At 69.9% G+C, this 21464-nt stretch carries 18 protein-coding genes and 4 pseudogenes; 4 read left to right on the top strand and 18 right to left on the bottom strand.

What is annotated here, in order from left to right; translation table 11 throughout:
- Positions 1 to 232 precede the first annotated feature (232 nt).
- The 13 genes and pseudogenes from OG978_RS46120 to OG978_RS46060 form a co-directional block, all read right to left on the bottom strand.
- Complete coding sequence (locus OG978_RS46120) at positions 233 to 1768, bottom strand: ABC transporter ATP-binding protein (protein WP_326771004.1); 1536 nt, start codon at positions 1766 to 1768, stop codon at positions 233 to 235.
- On the bottom strand, positions 1765 to 2547 hold the full coding sequence (locus OG978_RS46115) for an ABC transporter permease (protein WP_326771003.1): 783 nt from the start codon (positions 2545 to 2547) through the stop codon (positions 1765 to 1767). The genes OG978_RS46120 and OG978_RS46115 overlap by 4 nt, the downstream gene beginning before the upstream one ends.
- Positions 2544 to 3497, bottom strand: coding sequence for an ABC transporter permease (locus OG978_RS46110; RefSeq protein WP_326771002.1), 954 nt, complete (start codon positions 3495 to 3497; stop codon positions 2544 to 2546). The genes OG978_RS46115 and OG978_RS46110 overlap by 4 nt, the downstream gene beginning before the upstream one ends.
- On the bottom strand, positions 3494 to 5080 hold the full coding sequence (locus OG978_RS46105) for an ABC transporter substrate-binding protein (protein ID WP_326771001.1): 1587 nt from the start codon (positions 5078 to 5080) through the stop codon (positions 3494 to 3496). The genes OG978_RS46110 and OG978_RS46105 overlap by 4 nt, the downstream gene beginning before the upstream one ends.
- Before the next feature lie 45 nt (positions 5081 to 5125).
- Positions 5126 to 5932, bottom strand: coding sequence for a class I SAM-dependent methyltransferase (locus tag OG978_RS46100; protein WP_326771000.1), 807 nt, complete (start codon positions 5930 to 5932; stop codon positions 5126 to 5128).
- A gap of 14 nt (positions 5933 to 5946) precedes the next feature.
- Positions 5947 to 7206 (bottom strand): MFS transporter, encoded by a 1260-nt coding sequence (locus OG978_RS46095; RefSeq protein WP_326770999.1) that lies wholly within the window; start codon positions 7204 to 7206, stop codon positions 5947 to 5949.
- The gene (locus tag OG978_RS46090) at positions 7203 to 8258 is read right to left on the bottom strand and encodes a dipeptide epimerase (protein ID WP_326770998.1); all 1056 of its coding nucleotides are present in this window, start codon (positions 8256 to 8258) and stop codon (positions 7203 to 7205) included. Before OG978_RS46090 ends, OG978_RS46095 begins: the two co-directional genes overlap by 4 nt.
- A complete protein-coding gene (locus tag OG978_RS46085; RefSeq protein WP_326770997.1) occupies positions 8255 to 9346 on the bottom strand; it encodes a PLP-dependent cysteine synthase family protein in 1092 nt (363 codons plus the stop codon). Before OG978_RS46085 ends, OG978_RS46090 begins: the two co-directional genes overlap by 4 nt.
- The gene (locus tag OG978_RS46080) at positions 9343 to 10176 is read right to left on the bottom strand and encodes a Rossmann-like domain-containing protein (protein ID WP_326770996.1); all 834 of its coding nucleotides are present in this window, start codon (positions 10174 to 10176) and stop codon (positions 9343 to 9345) included. Before OG978_RS46080 ends, OG978_RS46085 begins: the two co-directional genes overlap by 4 nt.
- On the bottom strand, positions 10173 to 11429 hold the full coding sequence (locus tag OG978_RS46075) for an ATP-grasp domain-containing protein (RefSeq protein ID WP_326770995.1): 1257 nt from the start codon (positions 11427 to 11429) through the stop codon (positions 10173 to 10175). The genes OG978_RS46080 and OG978_RS46075 overlap by 4 nt, the downstream gene beginning before the upstream one ends.
- 716 nt (positions 11430 to 12145) lie before the next feature.
- Positions 12146 to 12464 (bottom strand): annotated as a pseudogene (locus tag OG978_RS46070) (AAA family ATPase); the annotation flags it as partial.
- Between the two features lie 934 nt (positions 12465 to 13398).
- A pseudogene (locus tag OG978_RS46065) lies at positions 13399 to 13485 on the bottom strand (antibiotic acetyltransferase); the annotation flags it as partial.
- A 265-nt stretch (positions 13486 to 13750) separates the two neighbouring features.
- Positions 13751 to 15220, bottom strand: coding sequence for an MFS transporter (locus OG978_RS46060; RefSeq protein WP_326771085.1), 1470 nt, complete (start codon positions 15218 to 15220; stop codon positions 13751 to 13753).
- A gap of 151 nt (positions 15221 to 15371) precedes the next feature.
- Between OG978_RS46060 and OG978_RS46055 the strand changes: the two genes are divergently transcribed.
- Positions 15372 to 15938 carry a TetR/AcrR family transcriptional regulator gene (locus OG978_RS46055; protein ID WP_326770994.1) on the top strand — a complete coding sequence of 189 codons (567 nt, stop codon included), beginning with the start codon at positions 15372 to 15374 and terminating at the stop codon, positions 15936 to 15938.
- Positions 15939 to 16042: 104 nt separating this feature from the next.
- On the opposite strand, the gene OG978_RS46050 is transcribed toward OG978_RS46055, so the two are convergent.
- From OG978_RS46050 to OG978_RS46045, 3 genes are read right to left on the bottom strand one after another with little or no spacing between them, the layout of a single operon-like run.
- On the bottom strand, positions 16043 to 16405 hold the full coding sequence (locus tag OG978_RS46050) for a Tn3 family transposase (protein ID WP_442817900.1): 363 nt from the start codon (positions 16403 to 16405) through the stop codon (positions 16043 to 16045).
- On the bottom strand, positions 16335 to 16598 hold the full coding sequence (locus OG978_RS48755) for a Tn3 family transposase (RefSeq protein ID WP_442817899.1): 264 nt from the start codon (positions 16596 to 16598) through the stop codon (positions 16335 to 16337). The genes OG978_RS46050 and OG978_RS48755 overlap by 71 nt, the downstream gene beginning before the upstream one ends.
- Complete coding sequence (locus OG978_RS46045) at positions 16582 to 17469, bottom strand: hypothetical protein (protein ID WP_326771096.1); 888 nt, start codon at positions 17467 to 17469, stop codon at positions 16582 to 16584. The genes OG978_RS48755 and OG978_RS46045 overlap by 17 nt, the downstream gene beginning before the upstream one ends.
- Before the next feature lie 395 nt (positions 17470 to 17864).
- On the opposite strand from OG978_RS46045, the gene OG978_RS46040 reads away from it, so the two are divergent.
- A complete protein-coding gene (locus OG978_RS46040) occupies positions 17865 to 18596 on the top strand; it encodes a helicase associated domain-containing protein (protein ID WP_326770993.1) in 732 nt (243 codons plus the stop codon).
- Between the two features lie 123 nt (positions 18597 to 18719).
- On the opposite strand, the gene OG978_RS46035 is transcribed toward OG978_RS46040, so the two are convergent.
- Entirely contained in the window at positions 18720 to 19073 is a 354-nt protein-coding gene (locus tag OG978_RS46035; RefSeq protein ID WP_326770992.1) for a hypothetical protein, read from the bottom strand.
- A gap of 236 nt (positions 19074 to 19309) precedes the next feature.
- Positions 19310 to 19468, bottom strand: coding sequence for a hypothetical protein (locus OG978_RS46030; RefSeq protein WP_326770991.1), 159 nt, complete (start codon positions 19466 to 19468; stop codon positions 19310 to 19312).
- A 359-nt stretch (positions 19469 to 19827) separates the two neighbouring features.
- On the opposite strand from OG978_RS46030, the pseudogene OG978_RS46020 reads away from it, so the two are divergent.
- Positions 19828 to 20190: pseudogene (locus tag OG978_RS46020) on the top strand (hypothetical protein); the annotation flags it as partial.
- A gap of 120 nt (positions 20191 to 20310) precedes the next feature.
- Positions 20311 to 21388 (top strand): annotated as a pseudogene (locus OG978_RS48750) (IS630 family transposase).
- Positions 21389 to 21464 lie beyond the last annotated feature (76 nt).

Below are 21464 nucleotides of genomic sequence, written 5' to 3'. Positions count from 1 at the left end.
AGCGGCCCGAAATCCCCCCTCGGTCACCAACCGGTGAGCAGCTCCGGGTCACCCACCGCCGGTATTGGTGCCGCGCCGACCGCAGTAGGGCGGCCTCTTTTGGCCCCGGGGTACCGGGGTGAGTTCTAGATCTCGTCGCAACGCAAGACCCCAAAGGTGTTGCAATGACGAGAAAGCGTCGAGGAGGGCGGATTCCAGTGGGGCCAAAACACACCGTCGGAAACAGTGGTCGTCATGGATCGATCCTGGCCCCGGCGGTCTCCAACAGCCGCACGCTGGACGGGTGCTGCGGCGTGGTGAGGAGCTGCTGTGCCGGTCCCTCTTCGACGAGGTGGCCGGCCTCCAGGACGGCGATACGGGTGGCCAGGGCAGCTGTGGTGAGGTCGTGCGTGACCAGCATCAGAGACAGGTCGCCTCGGCCATACACGAGTCCGGTGAGCGTGTCGAGGATGCTCTGCCGGGTGACGGTGTCGAGGCCTGAGGTGATCTCGTCGCAGATCAGCACGCGTGGCCGGGCCAGCAGGGCGCGGGCCAGCGCGGCGCGCTGGAGTTCGCCGCCGGACAGTCGGCCAGGGCGACGGTGTACGAGGTCCTCGGTCAGGCCGAGGCCGACGAGAGTGGTGAGTGCTTCGGCCAGGGCATCCTCCTCGACCGTCCCGCGCAGCCGCACCGCCGTTCGGGCTACCTGGTGGAGGACCTGGCGGTGTTCGTCGAACGCCGCCCTGGCGTCCTGGAAGACGTACTGGACCGCGGCGAGCTGCTCGCGCGTGCGGTCCCTGAGGCTGCGCGGAAGCGGGGTGCCGTTGAGACGGATCTCGCCGTCGTGGTTCCGGTGCAGGCCGGCCAGGCAGCGGGCGAGGGTGGTCTTTCCGCTGCCCGAGCGGCCGACAACGGCCAGGCATTCGCCGGTGCGTAGGGTGAGCCCGGGCGTGCGGAGTACTGCCGTTCGGCCGTGGTGGGCGGTGAGGGGCCCGGTCTGGAGGACCGTGTCTCCTTCGGATGCTGGTTCGATGGGTCCGGTGGTGGTTCCGGATGCCAGGAGTTCGGCTGTCCAGGGGTGCCGTGGGGTGAGCCACAGGCGCTCGGCCGGCGCGGACTCGACCACGTGCCCGTCACGCATGACCAGAACCTCGTCGGCAAGTGCGCGTACGACATCGAGGTCATGGCTGAGCAGGACGACGGCGATTCCTTCCTGGGCCACGGCGGCGAGCTGGTCGACGATGTTTCGTTTCGTCAGCGCGTCCTGGCCGGTGGTCGGCTCGTCGGCCACCACCACCCTGGCTCCGAGCAGTAGTGCCTGTGCGAGGACGACGCGCTGCTGTTGGCCGCCCGACAACTGGTGGGGGTAGCGGCCCAGCATCGCCTCGGCGTCGGGTATCTGGGCCAGTGACAGGGCGCGCAGGACGCGCTTGCGGATAGCGGCTCGGCGGCCTTGCCGTGGCAGGTGCCGTATCTGCGTGCGGGCGATGTCGGAAAGCAGGGCATTGATGCGGCGGGCGGGATTGAGGACGGCGCTCGGGTGCTGCGGGATGTATCCGACCAGGCCGTCGGGTACTCGTACGCTGCCGGTCACGCGTGCGCCGGCAGGGTACTCCCCGAGCAGGGCGAGGCCTGTGGTTGTCTTGCCGCTGCCGGACGCGCCTACGAGGGCGGTGATCGTGCTGGGGAGCACCCGCAGATCGACGCCGTCGACGATGGCCCGGCCGCCGACCTCCACGCGCAGGTTCTCGATCTCCGCGACCGCGTTCACGGCGTTGTCGGCGTTCACTTCCGCTTCCTCTTCTCCAGTTGGGCGTCGACGAGCAGATTGGTCCCCATGGTGAGGCCGACGATGAGCAGCGCGGGCACGACCACGGCCCAGGGCTGGACGTACAGTCCGGTGCGGTTTCGGTCCACCATCACCGCCCAGTCGGCCGCGTCCGGCTCGACGCCGACGCCGAGAAACGCCGCGGTGGCGACGAGGTACAGCACACCGGTCAGCCGTACGCCGGCGTCGGCGGCGAGCGTACGCGTGAGGGACCGGCCGACGTAGCCGACGGCCGTGCGCCACCACGTCTCGCCCTGCATCCGCAGTGCTTCGACCGCCGGACGCGATGCGGCCTCGGCCGCCGCGGCCCGTACGATCCGGGCGGCGTCGGGGATGTTGACGAGCGCCACCAGCATGGCGAGACCGACGGCACCGGGCGTGAAGACGGCGGAGACGAGCAGGATCATCAGCAGTGACGGCACGGCGAGCAGCACATCCAGCGGCCGCATGGCAAGCTCTTCCAGCCAGGCGCGGTGGGTGAGCGCGCCGGCGAGGCCGATGGGGACCGCCACGAGGTAGGCCAGGGTGGTCGCGGCCAGCGCCACGACCACCACGGAACGTCCCCCGAGCAGCACCTGGCGCCAGACGTCCCGGCCGACGAAGTCGGTCCCGAGCCAGTGTCCGCCGCCGAGCGTGAACGAAGCGGCCCGGGGCCCCGGGCCGCCCGTGAACAGCGGTCCGAGGAGGGCCAGGGCGAGAGGAACGCCGACGACGACGCCGAGTGCGAAACGGGACTTCATGCGGCCACCTCCGTCCGCGGGGCGAAGCGGCGCGTGACCAGATCGGCGCCGAGGTTGAGGAGGACGGTGGTGATGCCGAAGACGACGGCGAGGCCCTGGACGACCGGTACGTCCCGCTCGGCGACGGCGTTCATCAGGACGGTGCCGAGGCCGGGGATCACATACATCGCTTCCACGACGATGACGCCGCACAGCAACCAGTCGATGGTGCGGGCGAGTTGCTGGGTGGCGGGCGCGATGGCGTTGGGAAGAGCGTGTCCGTAGCGGATGCGGACGCCCGGAACGCGGTAGCGGTGGGCGTGTGCCGCGTAGGGCGAAGCCAGTGCGTCGATCATGCCGGCGCGTACGAGTCGGGCCAGGGAGCAGACGGGGCGGGAGAGCAGGACGAGCACGGGCAGCACCAGCGCGGCGGGGTGGGCCAGGAGGTCGGTGCCGTAGCCGACGGCGGTCGGCGGGAGCCACCCCAGGCGCAGGGCGAAGACGGTGACCAGCAGTATGCCGAAGGCGAACTCGGGTACGGCGTAGGCGCCGAGCGTCACCGAGCTGATCAGCCGGTCCGCGAATCGGCCCTCGTGGCGGGCGGAGAGGACACCGAGGCCGACACCGACGGGGATGAGGAGCGCGACCGTCAGGGCGGCGAGCAGCAGTGTCGGCCCGAAGCCTTCGGCGATGTACGTGCTGACGGGGCGACCGGAGGCCAGGGAGGTGCCGAAGTCCCCGTGCAGCAGCCCGGCCGCCCAGTCCGCCAGGCGTTCGTGTGCGGGCCGGTCGAGGTCCATCGCCTCGCGGATGGCGGTGATGCGCTCCGGGTCGGGCTGGTCGCCAGCGAGGGCGACGGCGGCGTCGCCCGGCAGCGCCTCGGTGAGGGCGAAGACGAGCAGCACGACGGCTGCCGTCTGTGCCGCACCGAGCAGGAGCCGCCGGGCGATCCAGGGCCGGAGTCCGGTCACGCGAGCCACACCTTGTCGAAGCGCGCCCAGTCGAGGGAGTTGGCCGGTGCCTTGGTCTCGACGCCGCGGACGTTGCGGGCGGTGCCGAGGATCCAGTCGGCGAAGCCCCAGACCAGGAAGCCGCCTTCGGCGTACAGGCGGCGCTGCATGCGCTCGTGGACTGCGGCGCGGGCGGTCTTGTTCTTGGTGGACTGTGCCTGCTGGTAGAGGGCGTCGAAGTCCTTGTGCTGCCACTTGGTGGCGTTGGTGGTGGAACCTGTGAGCAGGCGCTGGGAGATGTGGGTCTCGATGGGCATGGCGCCGGAGCGGTAGGAGCAAAGGGTTCCGGATTCGAGGATGTCCTTCCAGTAGCTGTCCTTGCTGCCGGTCCTGACGGTGATGGTCACACCCGCTCGGGCGGCCTGGTCGCGGAAGATGGTGGCGGCTTCGGCGAATCCAGCGGCGACGGGCGAGGTGTCGAGGGTGACCTTGAGATCCTCGGCGCCGGCCTGCTTGAGCAGTGCCTTGGCCCGGTCGAGGTCCTGTTCCCTCTGGGGCAGACTCGCGGCGTAGTACTCGTAGCCCTTGCCGAACAGATCGTTGCCGATCTCGCCGGCGCCGGACAGGGCGCCGTCGACCAGCTCCTTCCGGTCGGCGATCAGGAAGAACGCCTCCCGTACGCGCTTGTCGTCGAAGGGAGGGCGGTCGGTCTTCATCGCGAAGGACTGCATGGCGCTGTTGCGGAGCCGGATGATCTCGATCCGGCCCTTGCCTTCGTGGGCGCGGGCGGTGGTGGGGTTGAGCTCGTGGGCGTATTCGATCTGGCCGCCGAGGAGGGCGTTGACGCGGGCGGACTCCTCGTTGGCGACGATGAACTCCAGCTCGTCCAGAAAGGGGGCGCCGTCCCAGTAGTCCTCGTTGCGCCGGAAGACCGCGGACTTGCCAGGGGCGAAGGAGACGAAGCGGAAGGGGCCGCTGCCCACCGGCTCGTTGTCGAAGTCCTGCTCGCCCTCGGGCACGATGTACGCGCCGAACGCGGCGAGCACGTTGGGGAACTCGGCGGTCGGGCGCTTGAGGACGAACTCGACGGTCCGGTCGTCCAGCGCACGGCTCGCATCGAGGTCGATGGGTTCCAGGGACGCCTTCGCGCGGAACGCCTGCTTCGGATCGGTGATGCGCCGATAGCTGTACAGGACGTCCTTGGCGGTGACCGGCTTGCTGTTGTGGAAACCGGCCTTGCGCAGCGTGACCTTCCAGCGGTTCAGGCCGGCGCTCGGTTCCCACGTCGCGGCGAGCCGCGGCTGGGCGGACAGGTTGGGGCCGTAGTCGGCGAGCTTGTCGAAGAGGGCCTTGGCGCGGGCCACGTCCGCGAAGAGGTTGGCAAGGTGCGGGTCGAGCGTCTCGCTCGCGCCGCCGCCGGCGAACGCGGCGCGCAGCCGTCCGCCGCGCCGGGGCTTGCCGTCGGCCTTGGAGGTGTCGGCGGCCGGTCCGGTGCCGGCGCAGCCGGTGACGGCGAGGGCGCCGAGACCGACGGCACCTGCCGCGAGGACGCCTCGGCGGCGCAGACCGGGGAAGCGCGGGTCGTTCACAGAGGTGTCGTTCATGGGGGTGTTCCTTGCTGCTGTACGGGCGGATGGAAGCGGAGGGGTTCAGGGGCGGGGTGCTGGGATGAGGCGGGCGACCAGATGCAGCCGATCTGCGTCGGCTGTCGCGGCGGGCAGGTCGCCCTCCTGCCACGGTGGTTCGGTGCGCGGGCCCGGCCCGTCGTACAGGGCGAGCACCTCGAAGCCGTGGGCGGCCAGGACATGGCGCAGCTCCTGGGGGAAGAGCAGGCGCCACGCGGAGCGCTGCTCGACCGGCGCGGTGCCGTCGTCGGCGGTCCACACCCGTGTGCGGCGCAGCAGCTGGGCGGTCCTGTCCACGGTCAGGGTGGTGGTGGAGCGGTAGGCGGTTCCCCGCCAGGTGAAACCGTTGGTGGACGGAGCGTCGAGGAGTTCCGTGCGGCCGAGGAAGAAGGCGCCGTTGCGCATTTCCGCGACGAGCAGTCCGCCAGGCATCAGTGTGCGGCGGCAGGATGCCAGGAACCTGTCGAGCTGGTCGTTGGTGTGGCAGTACAGCAGGGCGCTGTCGAGGCACACGATGGCGTCGAAGGAGTGTTCTTCGAAGTCGAAGCCGTGCAGGTCGGCCCGGACGTATGCCGGACCGGGGTGCCGGACGCGGGCGTACTCCAGCATCGCGTCGGACAGGTCGGCGCCGGTGACCGTACGCCCTGCGCGGTGCAGGTGGGCGGCGTCGCGGCCGGTGCCGCAGCCGATGTCCAGGACGCGTGGGCCGGGCGGCCCGTACCGGCGCAGGCAGTCCTCGGCCCAGCGTCCGGCGAGCCGTTCGGGGTCGGGGAAGCAGGTCTCGTACAGCGCGGGGTTGTCGGTGAGCAGGTTCGCAGTGGTGGCGGTCATGGGTGGCGTGCTCCTCATGCTGTCGCCGGAACGGACGTGGGGCGGGCCGGAAGGACCCGGCGGCGGTGCAGCCAGGCGACACCGGCGGCGGAGGAGAGTCCGAAGGCCAGGCAGCACGCCCACGGCAGCCACGGCGTGTCGGTGCGTTCACCGGTGTCCATGGCCCAGCCGACGACCGTGTTGCCGACGGCGGCGGCGATGCCGGAGACCATGTAGAACAGGCCGAAGCAGGTGCCGGTGAGTTCGGCTCGGCCGAAGCCGGGGACCAGTTCCATCACGAACGGCTGGGCCAGCATCACGCCCAGGTGGAGCAGCAGGGCACCGGCCAGGACGGGCAGCGCGCGCAGCACCGCGTCTGCGAGATCGTCAGGGGTGTTGTCGTGCCCCGACATCGCCATCGGCGGTACGAAGGACAGTCCCATCAGCACGAGTCCGGCGCTGATCCAGCGCGCCCTGCTGCCCCGCTTCTTCAGCGCGGTGGTGATGCGCAACTGGAGCCAGAGGTTGGCGAGCGTGCCGATGAGGAAGACAAGCCCGGCGGCGCCTTCCCAGCCGGTGGCCCGCCGGGCCCCGTCGGGCAGCAGCAGGTACAGCTGGTTCTCCAGCGTGAACATGCCGACCATGGCCAGGGCGAAGGCGAGGAAACCTCGGTTGCCGATCACCTCGCGCCAGTCGGCGACGACGGTGCTGCCAGTCGGAGCGACCTGGCGGGCCGGCAGCACCAGGGCCTGGGCGGCGGTGAGCACCGCGAAGATCCCGGCCGCGGTGAGTGCGGAGACACGGAAGTCGACCAGCAGCAGTGCACTGCCGAGCAGTGGTCCGATCAGGGCGCCAATGGTGGCGAAGACGTTGAACAGGGCGAACGCCTCCGCCTTGCGCTCCTCTGCTTCCAGGGCGAGATAGGCCCGTACCGCCGGATTGAAAAGGGCGCCGGCCAGACCGCTGAGCACGGACGCGGCGAGGAGCACGGGCAGTCCGTCGCCGAGTGCGAACAGTCCGAAGCCGACGGTGCGCAGGGCGCATCCGGCGATGATGACGCCGCGTGCTCCGAGCCGGTCCGACGCCGTCCCGCCGATGAGGAACAGCCCTTGCTGGCTGAGGTTGCGCACGCCGAGCACGATGCCGACGACGGCCGCAGACATCCCCAGGTCCTCGCTCAGGTGCAGGGCGAGGTACGGGACGAGCAGGTAGAAGCCGGTGTTGACGCCGAGCTGGTTGACCAGGAGGAGCCGGATCGCGAGCGGGAAGCTGCGTATCTCGTGCCATGTCTTCATGCCGCGGCCTCCTCGGCGCCGCGCTCGCGTATGCCCAGGCCCGGGTCCCGGCTCGCCCGTACGGTGCCGTCGGTACCGCCGATGCCCGTCCACGGGTCGTCGGCGAGCAACAGGTGGCCGTCGAGGTCGACCCAGCGGGCGCGGTCGGCGAGGTGGACAGCGGGGGCGATGCCAAGGGTGCTGGCGGTCAGGCAGCCGAGCATCAGCTCGGTTCCGGTGCCCGCGACCAGTTCGGCGATGCGCAGGGCGGCGCTGACGCCGCCGCACTTGGCCAGCTTGACGTTGATGCCTTGAACCCTCCCGGCGAGGCGGCGGGCGTCCTCCAGGTCGACCGCGTCCTCGTCCGCGATGACGGGAAGCGGCGAGCGCTCCGCGAGCTTCGCCAGTGCCTCGGGATCGCCGGGCGCCAATGGCTGCTCGACAGCTTCGACGCCCAGTTCCGCGAAGAGTGGGAGCAGTCGCTCGGACTCCTGGACGGTCCATGCTCCGTTGGGGTCGAGAAGCAGCCGGACGTGGGGGGCGGCGGTGCGGACGGCCCGCACACGGGCCAGGTCTTCGGCCGCGTCCGGAGCGCCGGCCTTGAGTTTGAGGACCGAGAATCCGTCGCGTACGAGGCGGGCCGCCTGCGCCTGGGCTCGCTCCGGTGCGGTGATGCCGATGGTGCGGGCGGTCGCGGCACGGGGCGGGGCACCTCGGGCGCACAGGAGCTGGTGGACCGGGACGCTTGCGCGCTTGCCGACGAGGTCGAGCAGCGCGGACTCTACGGCGGCGGTCACAGCCGGCGGGGCGGCGTGTCCGGCACCAACCCGGAAGTCTTCCAGGGCGGTCTCGGGATCGGTGAACCCGGCCAGCCACTGGGATTGCGTGTGCAGCAGCCGTCCGAGGGCGTTGGCGTCGAGTCCGTAGTACACGCTGGTGACGGCCTCGCCGTGGCCATGCTGCCCTTCGTGCTCGATGGTCAGCCACACGGCCTCGCGGGCCGCCATCGTGGAGCGGGAGATGCGCAGCGGCTCGGCGAGGTCGAGGCGTACGGTGCGCAGGCCGGCCTTCACGGCTTCTCTTCCTGGGGAGTGGCGAGCGGATCGGTGACGGTGCGGCAGCGGGCCCAGCCGGTGGCTTCCACGGCCTTGGGGTGTGAGATCTCGACGGGGCGGGTGGCGGCGGTGGCGGGGGCGATGCCGTGGGTGGTGGTGAAGTCGTCGTCGAAGACGCTGCCGAGGTAGCGGTGCGGTCCGTCGGGGAAGACGGTGGCGACGACCGCGCCGGGGTGGACGCGGGCGGCCCAGGCGGCGACGAGGGCGACGGCGCCGGTGCTCCAGCCGCCGCTGACGAAGGCACCGCGGGCCAGTCGGCGGCAGGCGTCGGCGGCCTCGGCGGGGCCGACCCAGTGGACCTCGTCGAAGGCGTCGTAGGTGACGTTGCGCGGGTGGATGCTGCTGCCGAGGCCGCGCATGAGGCGGGGCCTGGCAGGCTGTCCGAAGATGGTGGAGCCGGTGGCGTCCACGCCGATGAGCCGCAGGCGGGGCCAGTGGCGTCGCAGCGGTCCGGTGATGCCGGCGCTGTGGCCGCCGGTTCCGACACTGCAGACCAGCACGTCGAGGTGATCGAGCTGGGTGGCCAGCTCAGCCGCGAGTGAGGCGTAACCCGCCGTGTTGTCCGGGTTGTTGTACTGGTCGGGCCAGTAAGCGTCGGGCAGCAGGGTGAGCAGTTGGCGCAGCCGGGCGAGCCGGGCGGCCTGCCAGCCGCCCTCGGCCGCCGGGCGGTCGACGAGTTCTAGGTGGACACCGTGCGCGCGGAGCAGCTGGCGCATCGAGTGTTCCAGCTCGCTGTCGCCGACCAGCACGACCGGGTGGCCGAGGGCCTGTCCGGCGAAGGCCAGTCCGATGCCGAGCGTCCCGGAGGTGGACTCCACCACGGGCGCGCCCGGCCGCAGTTCGCCGCGTTCCTGGGCGCCCAGCAACATGGAGACGGCGGCACGGGCCTTCATGCCGCCGACGCCGAGTCCTTCCAGCTTGGCCCAGAAGCCCGGCTGCGGGCAGGGCAGGTCGACCGTGACGCGGGCGAGAGGGGTGCGGCCGAGCAGGCCGAGGAGCTCCCGGTTGCCCGTGGCGCGTGCGGAGCCGAGGAGGATCGTGGTCATCGGGCGTCTCCGTAGCGGTGGATGGTCCCCGGGCCGCCGTCCAGCCAGAAGAAGGGGTACGGCTCCGCACACACCGCGGTGACGCCGGAGCCGATCAGGCGCGGCAGGACCGCACTGCCGGTCTGCGCGAACATCACCAGAGGTGTGCCGTGGCGCTGTGCGTGCCGGCGCAGTGGCTCGAAGCTGCCGTTGCCGAGGGTCATGCCGGAGGCGAGGATCGCGTCGCAGCGCTCCAGCTCCGCCAGGGAGTTGGTGCGTACCGCTTCGCCCCATTCGGTCGTGCCGCCCTTGAGGTCGCAGGGGATGTACGCGAGGCCGCGTGCCCGCAGGGCCTCCAGCAGCGAGTTCACCACTCCCACCACGAGCACGGTCGCTCCGGGGGAGGCGTCGATGAGGTCCACCACGGCCTTGGCCCTGGCCCTGGACTTCTCCAGCGACGTTCCGGCGGTCAGCGGGCAGGGCCGTGCGCCGTTCCCGGGGCTGTGCGGCAGGGCGTGCATGAGGTACGCGTCGAGGGCGGCGACCCGGACCGGGGGCAGTTCGTGTTCGACGAGGCGGGCGATGTCCGCGCCGACGCATTCCTCGACGGCGCCGTCGGGCAGCTCGCCCGGCTCGACCGCACAGGACCCGACGACTTCGGCCAGGCGCAGGCTCAGCACTTCGTTCCGGTAGCCGGAGCCGCGTCCTTCGTGTCGTACCGCCTGTCGGGTGGTGAAGGCGACCGCGATTCGCTGGGTGCGCGGATCGGGGCCGATGCGGCCGGCCAGCACCAGCTGGACGAGGTCGTCGTACGAGGCGGCTGCGGCGCGTATGCCGGTGGGGGCGGTCATCGGGTCACCACCCGGGGACGCAGCTGCGCGAGGAGGGTTTCGACGCGTGTCCGGGCGGCGGGGCCCTGGGCGTCACCGGCCATGACGTGGCCGAGGTACTCGTTGTTGCTGCCGGCGGCTTTGACGGCCTTGCCGGGGTCGGCGAGCTGGAGTTCCAGCAGGCCGTCGGCCGCGCGGACGGTGTCGGCGCCGTCGACGGTCTCCAGTACGCCGTCCTGGTCGGGTACCAGGAAGCCGATGGCGGCGCTGGTCAGTCCGGTGGCACGGCGGCGGAGGTCCGGCGCGCGGCCGAGGGCGACGTCCACGCAGGCGGCGGCGAGGTCGATGCCGGTCACGTGACGTACGAGCTCGGTGATGCGGTTGCCGGCGGGCCGGGGGTTGACCTCGACGAGGCGTGGCCCGTCGGCCGTCAGCTTGATCTCGGTGTGGGCGACGACCTGGTCGAGACCGAGGGCCTTGAGCGCCCGGCGCGCGGTCTCTTCGGCGGCCTCGGTGTCCGCCGGGTCCAGGACGGCGGGGAACATGTGGCCGGTCTCGACGAACGCAGGGGCTCCGCCGACGCTTTTGTCGGTGACGCCGATGACGTGCACGGCTCCGCCGTGGGACACGGTCTCGATGCTTACTTCCGGGCCCTCGAGGAGTTCTTCGAGCAGCACTACAGGGTCGCGGCGCTGTCCGCGGGCGTTGACGGGGAAGGCGGCGAGCGCGCGGTAGGCGTGAGCCAGGGCGGCCTCGTCGTCGGCGCGGCGTACGAACATCCCGGCGCACAGGTCCACGGGTTTGAGTACCAGCGGGTAGCCGATGTCGTGGGCCGCTGCGGCGGCCTCGGCCCAGTCCGCGCACACAGCGAACCGAGGTCCCGGTAAACCGGTCTCGGCCAGGACTCGGCGGGTCGAGTCCTTGCGGCACGCGTTCTCGACCGCCTCGGGCGTGGGGCCGGGCAGCCCAAGGCGCCCCGAGATCTGCGCAGCCGTCCGGAGGTAGTAGTCGCAGGAAGTGATCACTCCGTCGAAGCGCAGGACGTCGTGGGTGCGCTCGACGAAGGGCAGCAGTGCGTCGGTGTCGTTGGTGTTCGTGGTGAGCACATGGCGGGCTGCGAGGAGGGGGTGCGCGGTGCCCTCCGGAGCGGAGCGCAGGTAGTGGTGCAGGTCACGGGTCAGGAAGGTGAACTCGTGACCTGCCTCGCGAATGGCTCTTGGCAGCAGTCTGCCCATGGACCCGACCCAGCTCTCGACCATCAGCAGATGAGCCACGAATTCCCTTTCTCACGGCGCGGATTGAGGCGTGTTCCGGTCACAGTGGCGACACCGGCAGGGCGCGCTCGATTGACCGAGGAGACCTTATCGATAATCGTTTTCATTGTCATCTGTTATGGGTGGAGTACTCTCCGATGCAGGACCCGTGCCAGCCGCCGTACGCCCCCGGAACCTCCTGTGCGCCCTCCTTTCCGTCGCCGTCACGCGGGCGGCGCCGACCGCTGCACCAGCCGACCGCGCGCACGACATCGCCGCCGCGATCCGGTCCAGGCCCTGCCCCTCATCGGCGCCGGCGCCGCTCGCTTCCGACCGCGGGAACGTGAACTCCGGCCGCCACACCCCCGGTTCCAGCTGGTGTTCCATGACCTGTACAGGTCGCTCAGCCCGCGCCGCCGGGGCCTCGCCCCCCGCGCACGGGAAGCGGTGCCCGTATGAGCTGTCCGGCGGCCGGTGCCAGTGTGTAGTCATCGCCCGCGTGCACTGGCGACCGGCCGGAGCTGCTGGTAGTCGACGAGACGGCCTCCGCGCTGGCGCTCGACTTTCTGTTCATCTCTCACGACCACGCGACGGTCCGGCACGTCTGCGACCGCGTTCTGACGGCGAGCGAAGGGGGCTCGTATCGTGACTCCGCTCGCCCGCCTTCTGCTCGCCAGCCAGTTCGACTTCAACGTCGGGTTCTCGGCGGGTGCTGGCCCGGCCGGGAACACCCGACATCACATGCGCGCGTGGTGCTCGATGTCTTCTCTGAACTTGGTGAGAGCCTGGTCGGTGAGTGTGGGACGGGTCGGCGATGGCAGCGAGGTAGTCCTCGGTGCTGGCCGGCGCGCCTTTGCGGTCAGTGACTTCGCGTTCGAATGCAGCGTGGGAGCCTTTGCGGGCGGCGAACTCGATGTCGGCAGGTGTGAACATCTCACTGGCCAGCACCAGTCGATGCAGCTTGATGTCGTCGGCGGCTGGGCCGAGGTAGCGCTGCCAGATTGCCGCCCGGGCCTTCGGATCGGGGGGACCGACCGGAATGACGTAGTCGAACCGGTAGCAGCGTTCCTCGCACAGTTCGGGAGGCATTCTGACGGCCGACCCAGGGCTGTTGCGCACGACGGCGGACAGCACCGCGCCTGCCGGAAAGACGCTTCGCCGTTGCGACACCATCAGTCCTCAGGTCGCTGAGGACGAAAGCGCTGGCTACGGGGCCAGACCGTCGGCGACTCGGCATCAATGCCGCTCCGTCGGCGGAGCGGCGGACGGTGAGCACCGCCACGGAGCGCCATAGTCCATCGCCGTGCGGTCCGGCTGTGGTTGCGGACGTTCGCCGTATCAGGCGGACCCGGGAGAACTACGCCGTGGCCTTGGAAGCGGTCGAGTAACTTCCCAGCTCTTCCTGTAGGCCACCAAAGTCCTCATCATGCTCATCGGCCTGCTCATCTTCGCCAGCAGCGGCACAACCGAACAGAACCCGCCCACCAGCCCCGTACCCGCGCCGTCCGTGTCGGCACCCCCAGCAGACCAGGACCAAGGCACCGGGGGTGGGCAGTAGTTCACATCCATACCTCGCACCCTGGCCTACCCGCGCGCACCGCCGCCCTCCACTTGGGCCAAATCTGAGCATCGGAGACCAGTGCTGGCCGCGCTGCTCCAGTGGGCGGCGTCCGCGAGTGCCGGGCTGATGATCGTGCCGTACCACTTCACCGCCCCATCGCCGAGGAAATGTCAGGCGGGGCGCAGGGTCTGTTCTTCGTGGATGGCGTGGGTGGTCTCGTCGGACCAGGTTCGTTCCCTGTCAAGTGCAGCGTGTTGAACCCATACGCACGCGGATCCTGTGGCCAGGGGCGGGGCAGATGGCGCACACAGCGCGAGCGAGGCCGTGACCGGCCGCTGGTTCCGGTCGTAGCCTCGCTCGTGCCGGCGGTTGCTCTTGCAGTCAGCAAGCGCCGCCACGAACAAGGTCGAGGCGTTCAACGGCTTCGCCCAGGTTCGGTGAGGTGACCAGCGGGTTGAGGAACACCACGCGTTCGTGGGCGGGCAGCGGGTGCACGGTGGTCGGGTCAGGGGACAAGGTCGGGGTCCTTTGCGTGGTTGCGGGATGTCGCACACGGCCCTGGCGGGGCGTCGCCGGGCCAGGGCCGGATCACCCTGGCCCGGTGGGGCTTCAGGTGTTCCCGGGGCTGGGGGCGGGGTGACCCACTCGATGAACTGGACGATCACGCCGCTGGGGTCGGTGACCTGGAAGTAGCGTTCACCCAGGGGTCCTCGGCAGCGGCATGGTGATGTCGACGCCCTCGGCGCGCAGCCGCTTCTCCCGGCCAAGGCGGTTGTGATTGTCAACGGCTGTTCACGGATGCCTCGTTCGAGGTGGTGACCGCATCTGGATCGGTGGAACGATGCGGCGCCGCGGAGCCTTCCGCGGGCTTGGACCTCGCCAGCCACAGGCCGGTGAACACGGCGGTGGCCAAAGTGACGGTGCCGGCAGCGAGGAAGGCGCTGTTGAGGCCGGTCTCGAAGGAGGCGCCGCCGGATTGCCGGGTGCGGACGATGGCTCCGAGTACCGCCACGCCGAGCACCGCGCCGATCTGCCGGGTGGTGCTGCTGATGCCTGATGCGAGGCCGCCTTCCTGCGGGCTGACTGCTTGGATGGCGGCGCCTGTCAGTGGGGACATGGCCAGGGCGAAGCCGATGCCGGCGAGTCCCAGCCGCCACCACACGTTCCCGTAGCCGGTGTCGGCGTGCACCATACCGAGCGCCTGCAGTCCCAGGCCGGCCAGGGCCAGGCCGGTGGTAACCACGATTCGGAAGCCGTACCGGGCGGCGAGCCGGCCCGCGTACGGGCTGACGATCACCATGGCGAGGGATACCGGCAGGGTCTGCAGGCCGGCGCGCAGGATCGAGCTGCCCTGGACGTAGACGAAGAACTGGGAGAAGAAGAACGACGAGCCCATGAGCGCGAACCCCACCACGACCATGGCGGTGTTGGACACGGTGAACAGGCGCTGCCGGAACAGCCGCAGCGGCAGCATCGGTGCGGAGCGACGCGCTTCGACGGCGACGAAGGCGGCGAGGAGGATCACCGCGGCGGCGAAGCTGCCCAGGATGACCGGTGAGGTCCAGCCGCGGGCACCACCCTCGATCAGCCCGTAGGTCAGTACCCCCACCGCCAGAACGGACAGCACCGTGCCCGGGATGTCGATCGCGGGGGCGCTCGGATTGCGGGACTCGCCGAGGTGGCGCAGGCCGACCAGCAGAAGGACCACGCCGATGGGCAGATTGACCAGGAAGATGGCGGGCCAGCCGAAGGCTTCTGTCAGCACGCCGCCGGCCACGGGGCCTGCGGCCAGACCGATTCCGCTGAATCCGGCCCACAGCCCGATCACCTTGATTCGTTCTTGCGGCACGGGATAGGCGGCGGCGAGCAGGGCGAGCGAGGCAGGGCTCAGCGCCGCGGCCCCGATGCCCTGCAGCACCCGGCCGGCGACCAGCCAGCCGACCGAGGGCGCGAGGCTGCACAGCAGCGACGCGGCGGTGAATACCGCCACGCCGGTCAGGTACACCCGCTTGCGGCCGAACCGGTCGGCGAAGACACCGCCGGACAGCAGCAGCATGGCGACCAGCAGTACGTACGCGTCGACGATCCACTGCAGACCGGTCAGCTGAGTGTGCAGCCGGTGCTGCATATCGGGCAGCGCCGCTCCAACAATCGTGTTGTCGAGCAGGACCATGAATTGGCCTAGACAGGTCACCGTGAGCAGCACGGCCCGGTTTGATCGACTGCCTACGGTCGCATGCGATGCAGCCATGGGAATTCCCCTCAATCGGTAGTTGCGCCCGGCCACGGTCGACGCGGGTGGCGATACACCTGAGCGCTCTAAAGCAGTCAGCGACTGCGTTAGGTGACTGTAAGGAGGCTCGCCCCGCAAACGCAAGTCTTGACTGCGTTAAGGTGGGGGCATGAACGAGCGACAGCGAGCCCGGCGGCCTGGCGGGCGCAGCGCCCGCGTCGGCGCGCAGGTGCACCAGGCCGTCACCGACCTGATCAGCGAGCGCGGCTACGGCAACTTCACCGTCGGCGACGTCGCAGCCCGCGCAGGCGTAGCCGACAGCAGCATTTACCGCCGGTGGGGCAGCCTGGAAACCCTGCTCACCGACGTGGCGCTCACCCGCCTCAACACGCAGTCGCCGATGCCCGACACCGGGAGCCTGGTCGGCGACCTGCGCACTTACGCGGCCAACGTGGCCTGCGAGATCACCGGACCTGACGGCCCGGCGGTGCTGCACCTAGCCGTCGCCCTGTCGAGCAACGGTCAGCAGGGCCTGCAGGCTGGTGACGACCTCCGCGCCGAACGCATGCGGCAACTGCAGTCCATGCTCGATCGCGCCCGCGACCGAGGCGAGCACGCACCCGACGCGTTCGACGTGCTGGACCACATCCTGGCCCCGATGTATATCCGCGTCTTGTTCGGCATGGGCCCGCTCACCCCGGACTACATCGACGGGCTGGTCGACCGATTGCTGTGACCTCAACCCGGTTCCCGCGATCAGCCCTCGGACGCGGTGCCACGGCACCGTGAGGTGCTCGCCGACACGCGCCCGGCCCGCTCGGCACCCGGCCATTGGCCGGCTCACGCGGCCTGGCTGAATCCGTCGGTCGGCGGGCCGTCGCCGCAGATCGGGGTGAAGTCGACGTCCAGGTGCGGGTCGTAGGCGTCGGGTTCGTCGGCGAGCTCGTGGGTGGAGTATCCGCCGAAGCGGCGGATGTGCTCGGTCAGGTACGGCGAGACCTGCGCCAGGTCCTCCGGGTCGACCTTCTCTCCTTCGTCCTGCAGCCGGCGGACGATCTCGGCGATGTCCAGCGCGTTGTGGGAGATGATCGCGTTGGCCAGCAGGGCGTTGAACTTCGCGGCCTTCTCCTGCTCAAGGGGGTCGTTGTCGGCGAGCATGCCGCCGACAACGACCCACTTCGAGAAGTTGTTGAACGCCTCCACCTTGTGTCGCCGCCGTCACTCTGCGGCGCAGCGAGGCGTCGGAGAGGTAGCGCAGCAGCTGGATGGTACGGATGGCCCGTCCGACCTCGCGGAAGGCGGTGTATGTGGCGTTCTTGTTGGACCCGGAGCGCAGCCGGGCGCAGCAGCAGCGTGGAGGAGATGGCGCCCTCGCGGACTCACCCCGACCGCGCACTGCGCAACGTCCACGACGCGCTCGCGCCCGGCGGCCTGTTCGCCGTCGTCGAACTGGCCTCGTTTAGCGACCGCATGCCGCAGACGTACGCCTTACCCTTGGCCTGGCAGAACTGGCCGCGCTTGACGACCGACGTTCCGGCGGGAGGCGTGATCATGACGCTGACGGACCGTTCCCCCTGTTTGGTCAGGATCCAGGCGGGCCCAGCGTTGATGAACTTCACCTTCATCTTCACCGTGTCACCGACGCTTCCCTTCAGCGCGGCACCCGTCACCTGGTAGTCGGCCGTGTTAACGGAGCTGACGGGCACATTGACAACTCGTGCGGTCCCCTCGCTCCCGGCCTGTCCCTCGACCAGTTTCACCGCCGGCGCGGTTCCCGCCACCGGCTGGGTGCCGTTCTCGTCCGCTCCGGGATCGACGTCCCAGACATTCACTCGCAGCTCGTCGTTGAGCGCGCGGTCCAGTGCCTCGACGCGGAGAGGCCTCTCGGGCGTGTAGACGGTGCCCGGCTCCACCACTTGGTCGAACGCACACACCGCGATCCATCTCTCGGGCATCTCGTCGTAGGACCGGACCTGCTGTGTCCGGCAGTTGGAGGGAACCTCCGCGAAGTCGAGTCCTCGGGTGACGCCGTAGGAGACCCACACCTTCTCGGCCGCCCTGGTGCCCTTGTTCGCCACGGTTGCCGACAGATCGAAGCTGCTCCCAGGTTTCACCCCGTTGACCGGCTCGATGCCTCCAATGACCAACTCGGGTGCGGTTTCATCGCCGAAGGCGGCAGGAGCCGCAGCCAGTGCGATCAGGCCGGCAGCGCTGAGGGTGGCAGCAACGGCACGGGAGGCGCGACGGTTGTGCGGGGGAATCGGCATTGGAGAGATCCTCTGCTGGGACGCGGGAAAACGGGCGGTGACTTCCAGGAGAAAAGTTTCCGGTCACTAGACTCTTATCGAACTCGAACGGTTGCGTGGCCGGTGCCTCCTCCGCCTTGCGATCGCATCCACCGGATGCCGTGAGCCCCGGCCCGATGTCGACACCGACCACCAGCGCGAGTCCGGAAGTGCGCTTCCTCCCTTACCCGGAGGCGATCGCCGAGGTCACCAGCCTGCTCGCCCCCGGCGACAACCGGCGCTGATCGTCAAGTGCCGGCGAGACGCCAGAGCGCAGTGACCTCAGCGGCACGGGCGGCGTCGGCCGGTATCCGCTCGGGCAGCGGATCGCCGAGCAGCGCCGCGCCTACACGGCCGGAACGATGGAAGCCGGGCGAGTGACCGAGCTGGAAAAGGTCGGGATGGTGTGGTCCGAGCAGGAGGCGGCCTGGGCGGACGGGGTCGCCGTCGCCCGCGTGTATGCCGCCGCCCACGGCCGCTTCCTCCCTCCGACCACCGCGGTGTGGGAGGGGCATCCGATCGGGGTGCGGGCGAAGAACGCGAGGGCAGCGGCCCGGAGGGCGCGGGAGAACGAGGAGCTCCGCACGGCCGGCCGCCCCGTCCCCTCGGCGGCCGGCGCGATGACCGAAACGCGGCGGGACGAGCTGGACGCGATCGATCCGGGATGGTGCCCGGCATGGGACACCACGTGGCAGCGCTGCTACCGCCTCGTCCAGAACCACGTCCAGGCCGGCGGCACACTCCCCGAGGCTGCGGGCGACGTCGTCGTCCAGGGCGAAGACCTCGGACGCTGCGTCACGGCGCAGCGGTTCGGGTGGGAACAGCTCCTGCCCGTACAGCAGTGGATCCTGGAGAACACCCTCACAATCACACCGGCCCAGGAAGACGAACGGCCGGTGAAGCAGACGCAGGATACGAAGTGGGCGGCCAACCTGGCAGCAGCGCGGCAGTTCCACGCCCGTGAAGGACACCTGAAAGTGCCCCGGGGCATCAGCAGCGACTCGTCAGCAAGCCTGGACATCGGCTACGGCAACACCGCCGCCACCGGCTGGGCGCCCGAACTCACCGCCCAGTGGAACAGCACCGACAACCTCGTGATCACCGACTGAACCCACCCGCACCAAAGCGCCGCAGCCTCGCCTTCAATCTCGTCGAACGCGTCGATCGGGACACCGGGCATGGAGGTCAGCAGGGACAGGCGGGTCGCTGCCTTGCCGTCTAGGTCTCGGTACTCACCACTCTGGGACCGTGACCCCTGCCGCCGCGAACGGGTCCAGCAGCACCCGGTACTGCTCCTCCGTCAGTTTCGTACGCTTGCAGACAGCGCGCGCGGCGATCGAGCAGGCGGGTTTGATGTCGAAGCAGAGGTGCGGGCGGAAGGCGTCCAGTTCGTGGGTGCGGCGGAGGAGAGCGGTGCGGACGGCACGTTCGATCGCGGAGTTCTCCGACGCGGAGACCCTGGTCGCACGGCTGGCATCGCGGCCGCCCCGGTTCCAGCGGTCAAGGGAGTCCTCGTACAACGCTGCGAGCGCCGCAGGCGGCAGAGCCGTGGACTCCTCAATGAACCGTGCGGTGGCTGCCTCCATGCCCCGTCCCTCCCAGATCTCGGCCAGGGCACCCACTCTACGGCCCGGATCGGACAGCCCACACCACTCCCAGCACACCAACTACCACCCCGAAACGACACATCGCTTGGGCGGGTCGGCGCACGGCACGGGCCCGGTCCTCCGGCGGTTCGGAGGACCGGGCCCGCTTCGTACGCTGAGCGAGGGCATGTGCCGTCGGTCGGGCTCGGTTGGCTAGCGAAGGAAGCGGAGGCCCGCTATGGGCGCTGAGGACGACGTCCGCCCACTATCGTCACGACGAGGAGAGCCACCCCGAGCACGACTGCGGCGATTCCGGTGGCAAGGAAGCCCCCTGAGGACTGCCCCATCCGAGAAACCATGATCAGCAGGACGCCGACGACGACGAGCATGATCATGTGACGGCGATACCGTGCCAACTGAGCCATCATTAGGAGCCGATTCCTTGTGTTCGGGGACGATGCGCCGTGACCGTACCAGCCCGCGGCCAGCCGGACGTCGCCGCGCTCACTGGTCCCACCACCCGCACCGGCATTTGAACGTCGGAGATGGGAGCTCCTGGGGCTTCGCCACGGCGCACCGTGCGGCGTACGTCCCCCCGCGGCTACGAAACCCTGCCCGCCCTCTCCGAAGCCGTGATCCACCTCGCCATGACCGACCTCATGGCCCGCCGCTTCACCGGCGAAGCCACTATCTCCTGGCACGATCCGACATCACACACCAAGCAGCAGGTCCCGGGATATAACACCGGGTCACGGGCACCCTCGTCTTCGCCGTCAACCTGCTGGACTCCTTCCTGCAGGGCCTGAACGTCCAACAGATCAACCGGCTGATCTGGACGCCCGACGTGATCGGCTGCGTCCTCTTCCTGGTCTCCGGCCACCTGGCCTTCGTCGAGATCTGCCACGGCCGACCATGCGCCCGCCCGCACAACCTTGGCTGGCGGATCGTCGCCGTCAACCAGCTCGGCTCCCTCCTTTTCATGGTCTCCGCACTCGCCGCCTACACCCGCCCCGCCACCGGCAACCCGGTCAACGCCGACATCGCCAACTGGGGCACCCTCACCGGCGCCCTGTGCTTCTCCCTCGCCGGCCTCCTCCAACTCGGCGAACACCCATAGGCAGGAACGGCTTCGGCAGGGAAGACGACACACCCCGCGCCTTACTGATTTCGGCGTTTCGGGGTCTGGATTTGTGTCGGGAGGGGTGACGCGGTCCGTCCGGGCTGGTACGCCGGAGGCATGCGGTATCCGGATGGGGGCGGGCTGACCGCCGAGCAGCGCAGGCGCCGGGAAGAGGTACGGATGCGGGCCGTTGACCTCTTCGATGACGGCGTGGAAGTCCCGTGCATCGCCCGGGAGTTACGGGTGAGTGAGAAGTCGGTCTACCAGTGGCGCCGTACCTGGAGGACGGGCGGACGCGAGGCGCTGCGTTCCAGAGGCCCCTCCGGCTACGACTGTCGGCTCGGCCCCCACCTGCAGGCCAAGCTCGCGATGTGGCTTGATGAGGGGCCGGCCGCGCACGGCTGGGCGGACGACCAGGTGTGCACCGCCGCCCGGGTACGCACGCTGATCGGGCGGAAGTTCCACCTCTCCTACAGTGTCTCCGGGGTCACTCGGCTGCTGCACCGCATGGGCTACAGCGTGCAGATCCCGCCCGGCCTGCCGCCGAACGCGACGAGGACGCGATCACCGCATGGCGGGAGGTGACCTGGCAGGAGGTAAAACCCTCCGGGCGGCGACCGGCGCGTTCATCTACTTCGAGGACGAAGCGGGTGTGACCGGTCGGCCGCCCAAGGGCCGCACCTGGGGCCGGCGCGGCATCACCCCGAGGATCAAGGTGTCCGGCCGCAGCCGGGGACGGCTCTCGGTGGCCGGTCTGCTGTGTTTCCGGCCGGGGCTGCCCGCCCGTCTGTGCTGCCGGCTGCGTCGGCATACCGGCCGCAAGGGCGAGCGTCGCTCGCTGGGCGAGGCGGACTGCATCCGCCTGCTGGATGGCGCCCACCAACTGCTCAAGGCCCCGCTGATCGTGGTGTGGGACCGGCTGAGCACCCACGTCTCCAAGACGATGAAGGCACTCGTTGCCGAGCGGGACTGGCTGACGGTGGTCCTGCTGCCCGGGTATGCGCCCGACCTCAACCCGGTCGAGGGCCTGTGGGCGCATATCAAGCGGAGCCTGGCCAACCTGGCCGCCCGCACCCTCGGCGAGCTGGAGACTCTGCTCCGCAGGCGGCTCAAGGCGCTGCAGTACCGGCACGGCATCCTCGGCGGATTCCTCGCCGGGACGGGCCTCGCTCTCGACAGACCGGACAGACCCTAACCTCGCGCTTTCATGAGCGTGCTCGTCCATGCCTTGATCAAATAAGCAGAGAGTGCTTCTGACCTGCAACGATGGG

It is taken from the genome of Streptomyces sp. NBC_01591 (genome assembly GCF_035918155.1).
Taxonomy (GTDB): Bacteria; Actinomycetota; Actinomycetes; order Streptomycetales; family Streptomycetaceae; genus Streptomyces.
Note: the sequence above shows the minus strand (reverse complement) of the source record. Positions and strands in the feature narration are given on the sequence as shown.

Excerpts from the sequence above, each read along its gene's own strand:
- OG978_RS46060 (WP_326771085.1), bottom strand. The coding sequence starts at position 15,220 with ATGGCTGCATCGCATGCGACCGTAGGCAGTCGATCAAACCGGGCCGTG.
- OG978_RS46030 (WP_326770991.1), bottom strand. The coding sequence starts at position 19,468 with ATGATCATGCTCGTCGTCGTCGGCGTCCTGCTGATCATGGTTTCTCGG.
- OG978_RS46085 (WP_326770997.1), bottom strand. The coding sequence starts at position 9,346 with ATGACCACGATCCTCCTCGGCTCCGCACGCGCCACGGGCAACCGGGAG.
- OG978_RS46055 (WP_326770994.1), top strand. The coding sequence starts at position 15,372 with ATGAACGAGCGACAGCGAGCCCGGCGGCCTGGCGGGCGCAGCGCCCGC.
- OG978_RS46105 (WP_326771001.1), bottom strand. The coding sequence starts at position 5,080 with ATGAACGACACCTCTGTGAACGACCCGCGCTTCCCCGGTCTGCGCCGC.
- OG978_RS46100 (WP_326771000.1), bottom strand. The coding sequence starts at position 5,932 with ATGACCGCCACCACTGCGAACCTGCTCACCGACAACCCCGCGCTGTAC.
- OG978_RS46035 (WP_326770992.1), bottom strand. The coding sequence starts at position 19,073 with ATGGAGGCAGCCACCGCACGGTTCATTGAGGAGTCCACGGCTCTGCCG.
- OG978_RS46080 (WP_326770996.1), bottom strand. The coding sequence starts at position 10,176 with ATGACCGCCCCCACCGGCATACGCGCCGCAGCCGCCTCGTACGACGAC.
- OG978_RS46115 (WP_326771003.1), bottom strand. The coding sequence starts at position 2,547 with ATGAAGTCCCGTTTCGCACTCGGCGTCGTCGTCGGCGTTCCTCTCGCC.
- OG978_RS46095 (WP_326770999.1), bottom strand. The coding sequence starts at position 7,206 with ATGAAGACATGGCACGAGATACGCAGCTTCCCGCTCGCGATCCGGCTC.
- OG978_RS46045 (WP_326771096.1), bottom strand. The coding sequence starts at position 17,469 with ATGCCGATTCCCCCGCACAACCGTCGCGCCTCCCGTGCCGTTGCTGCC.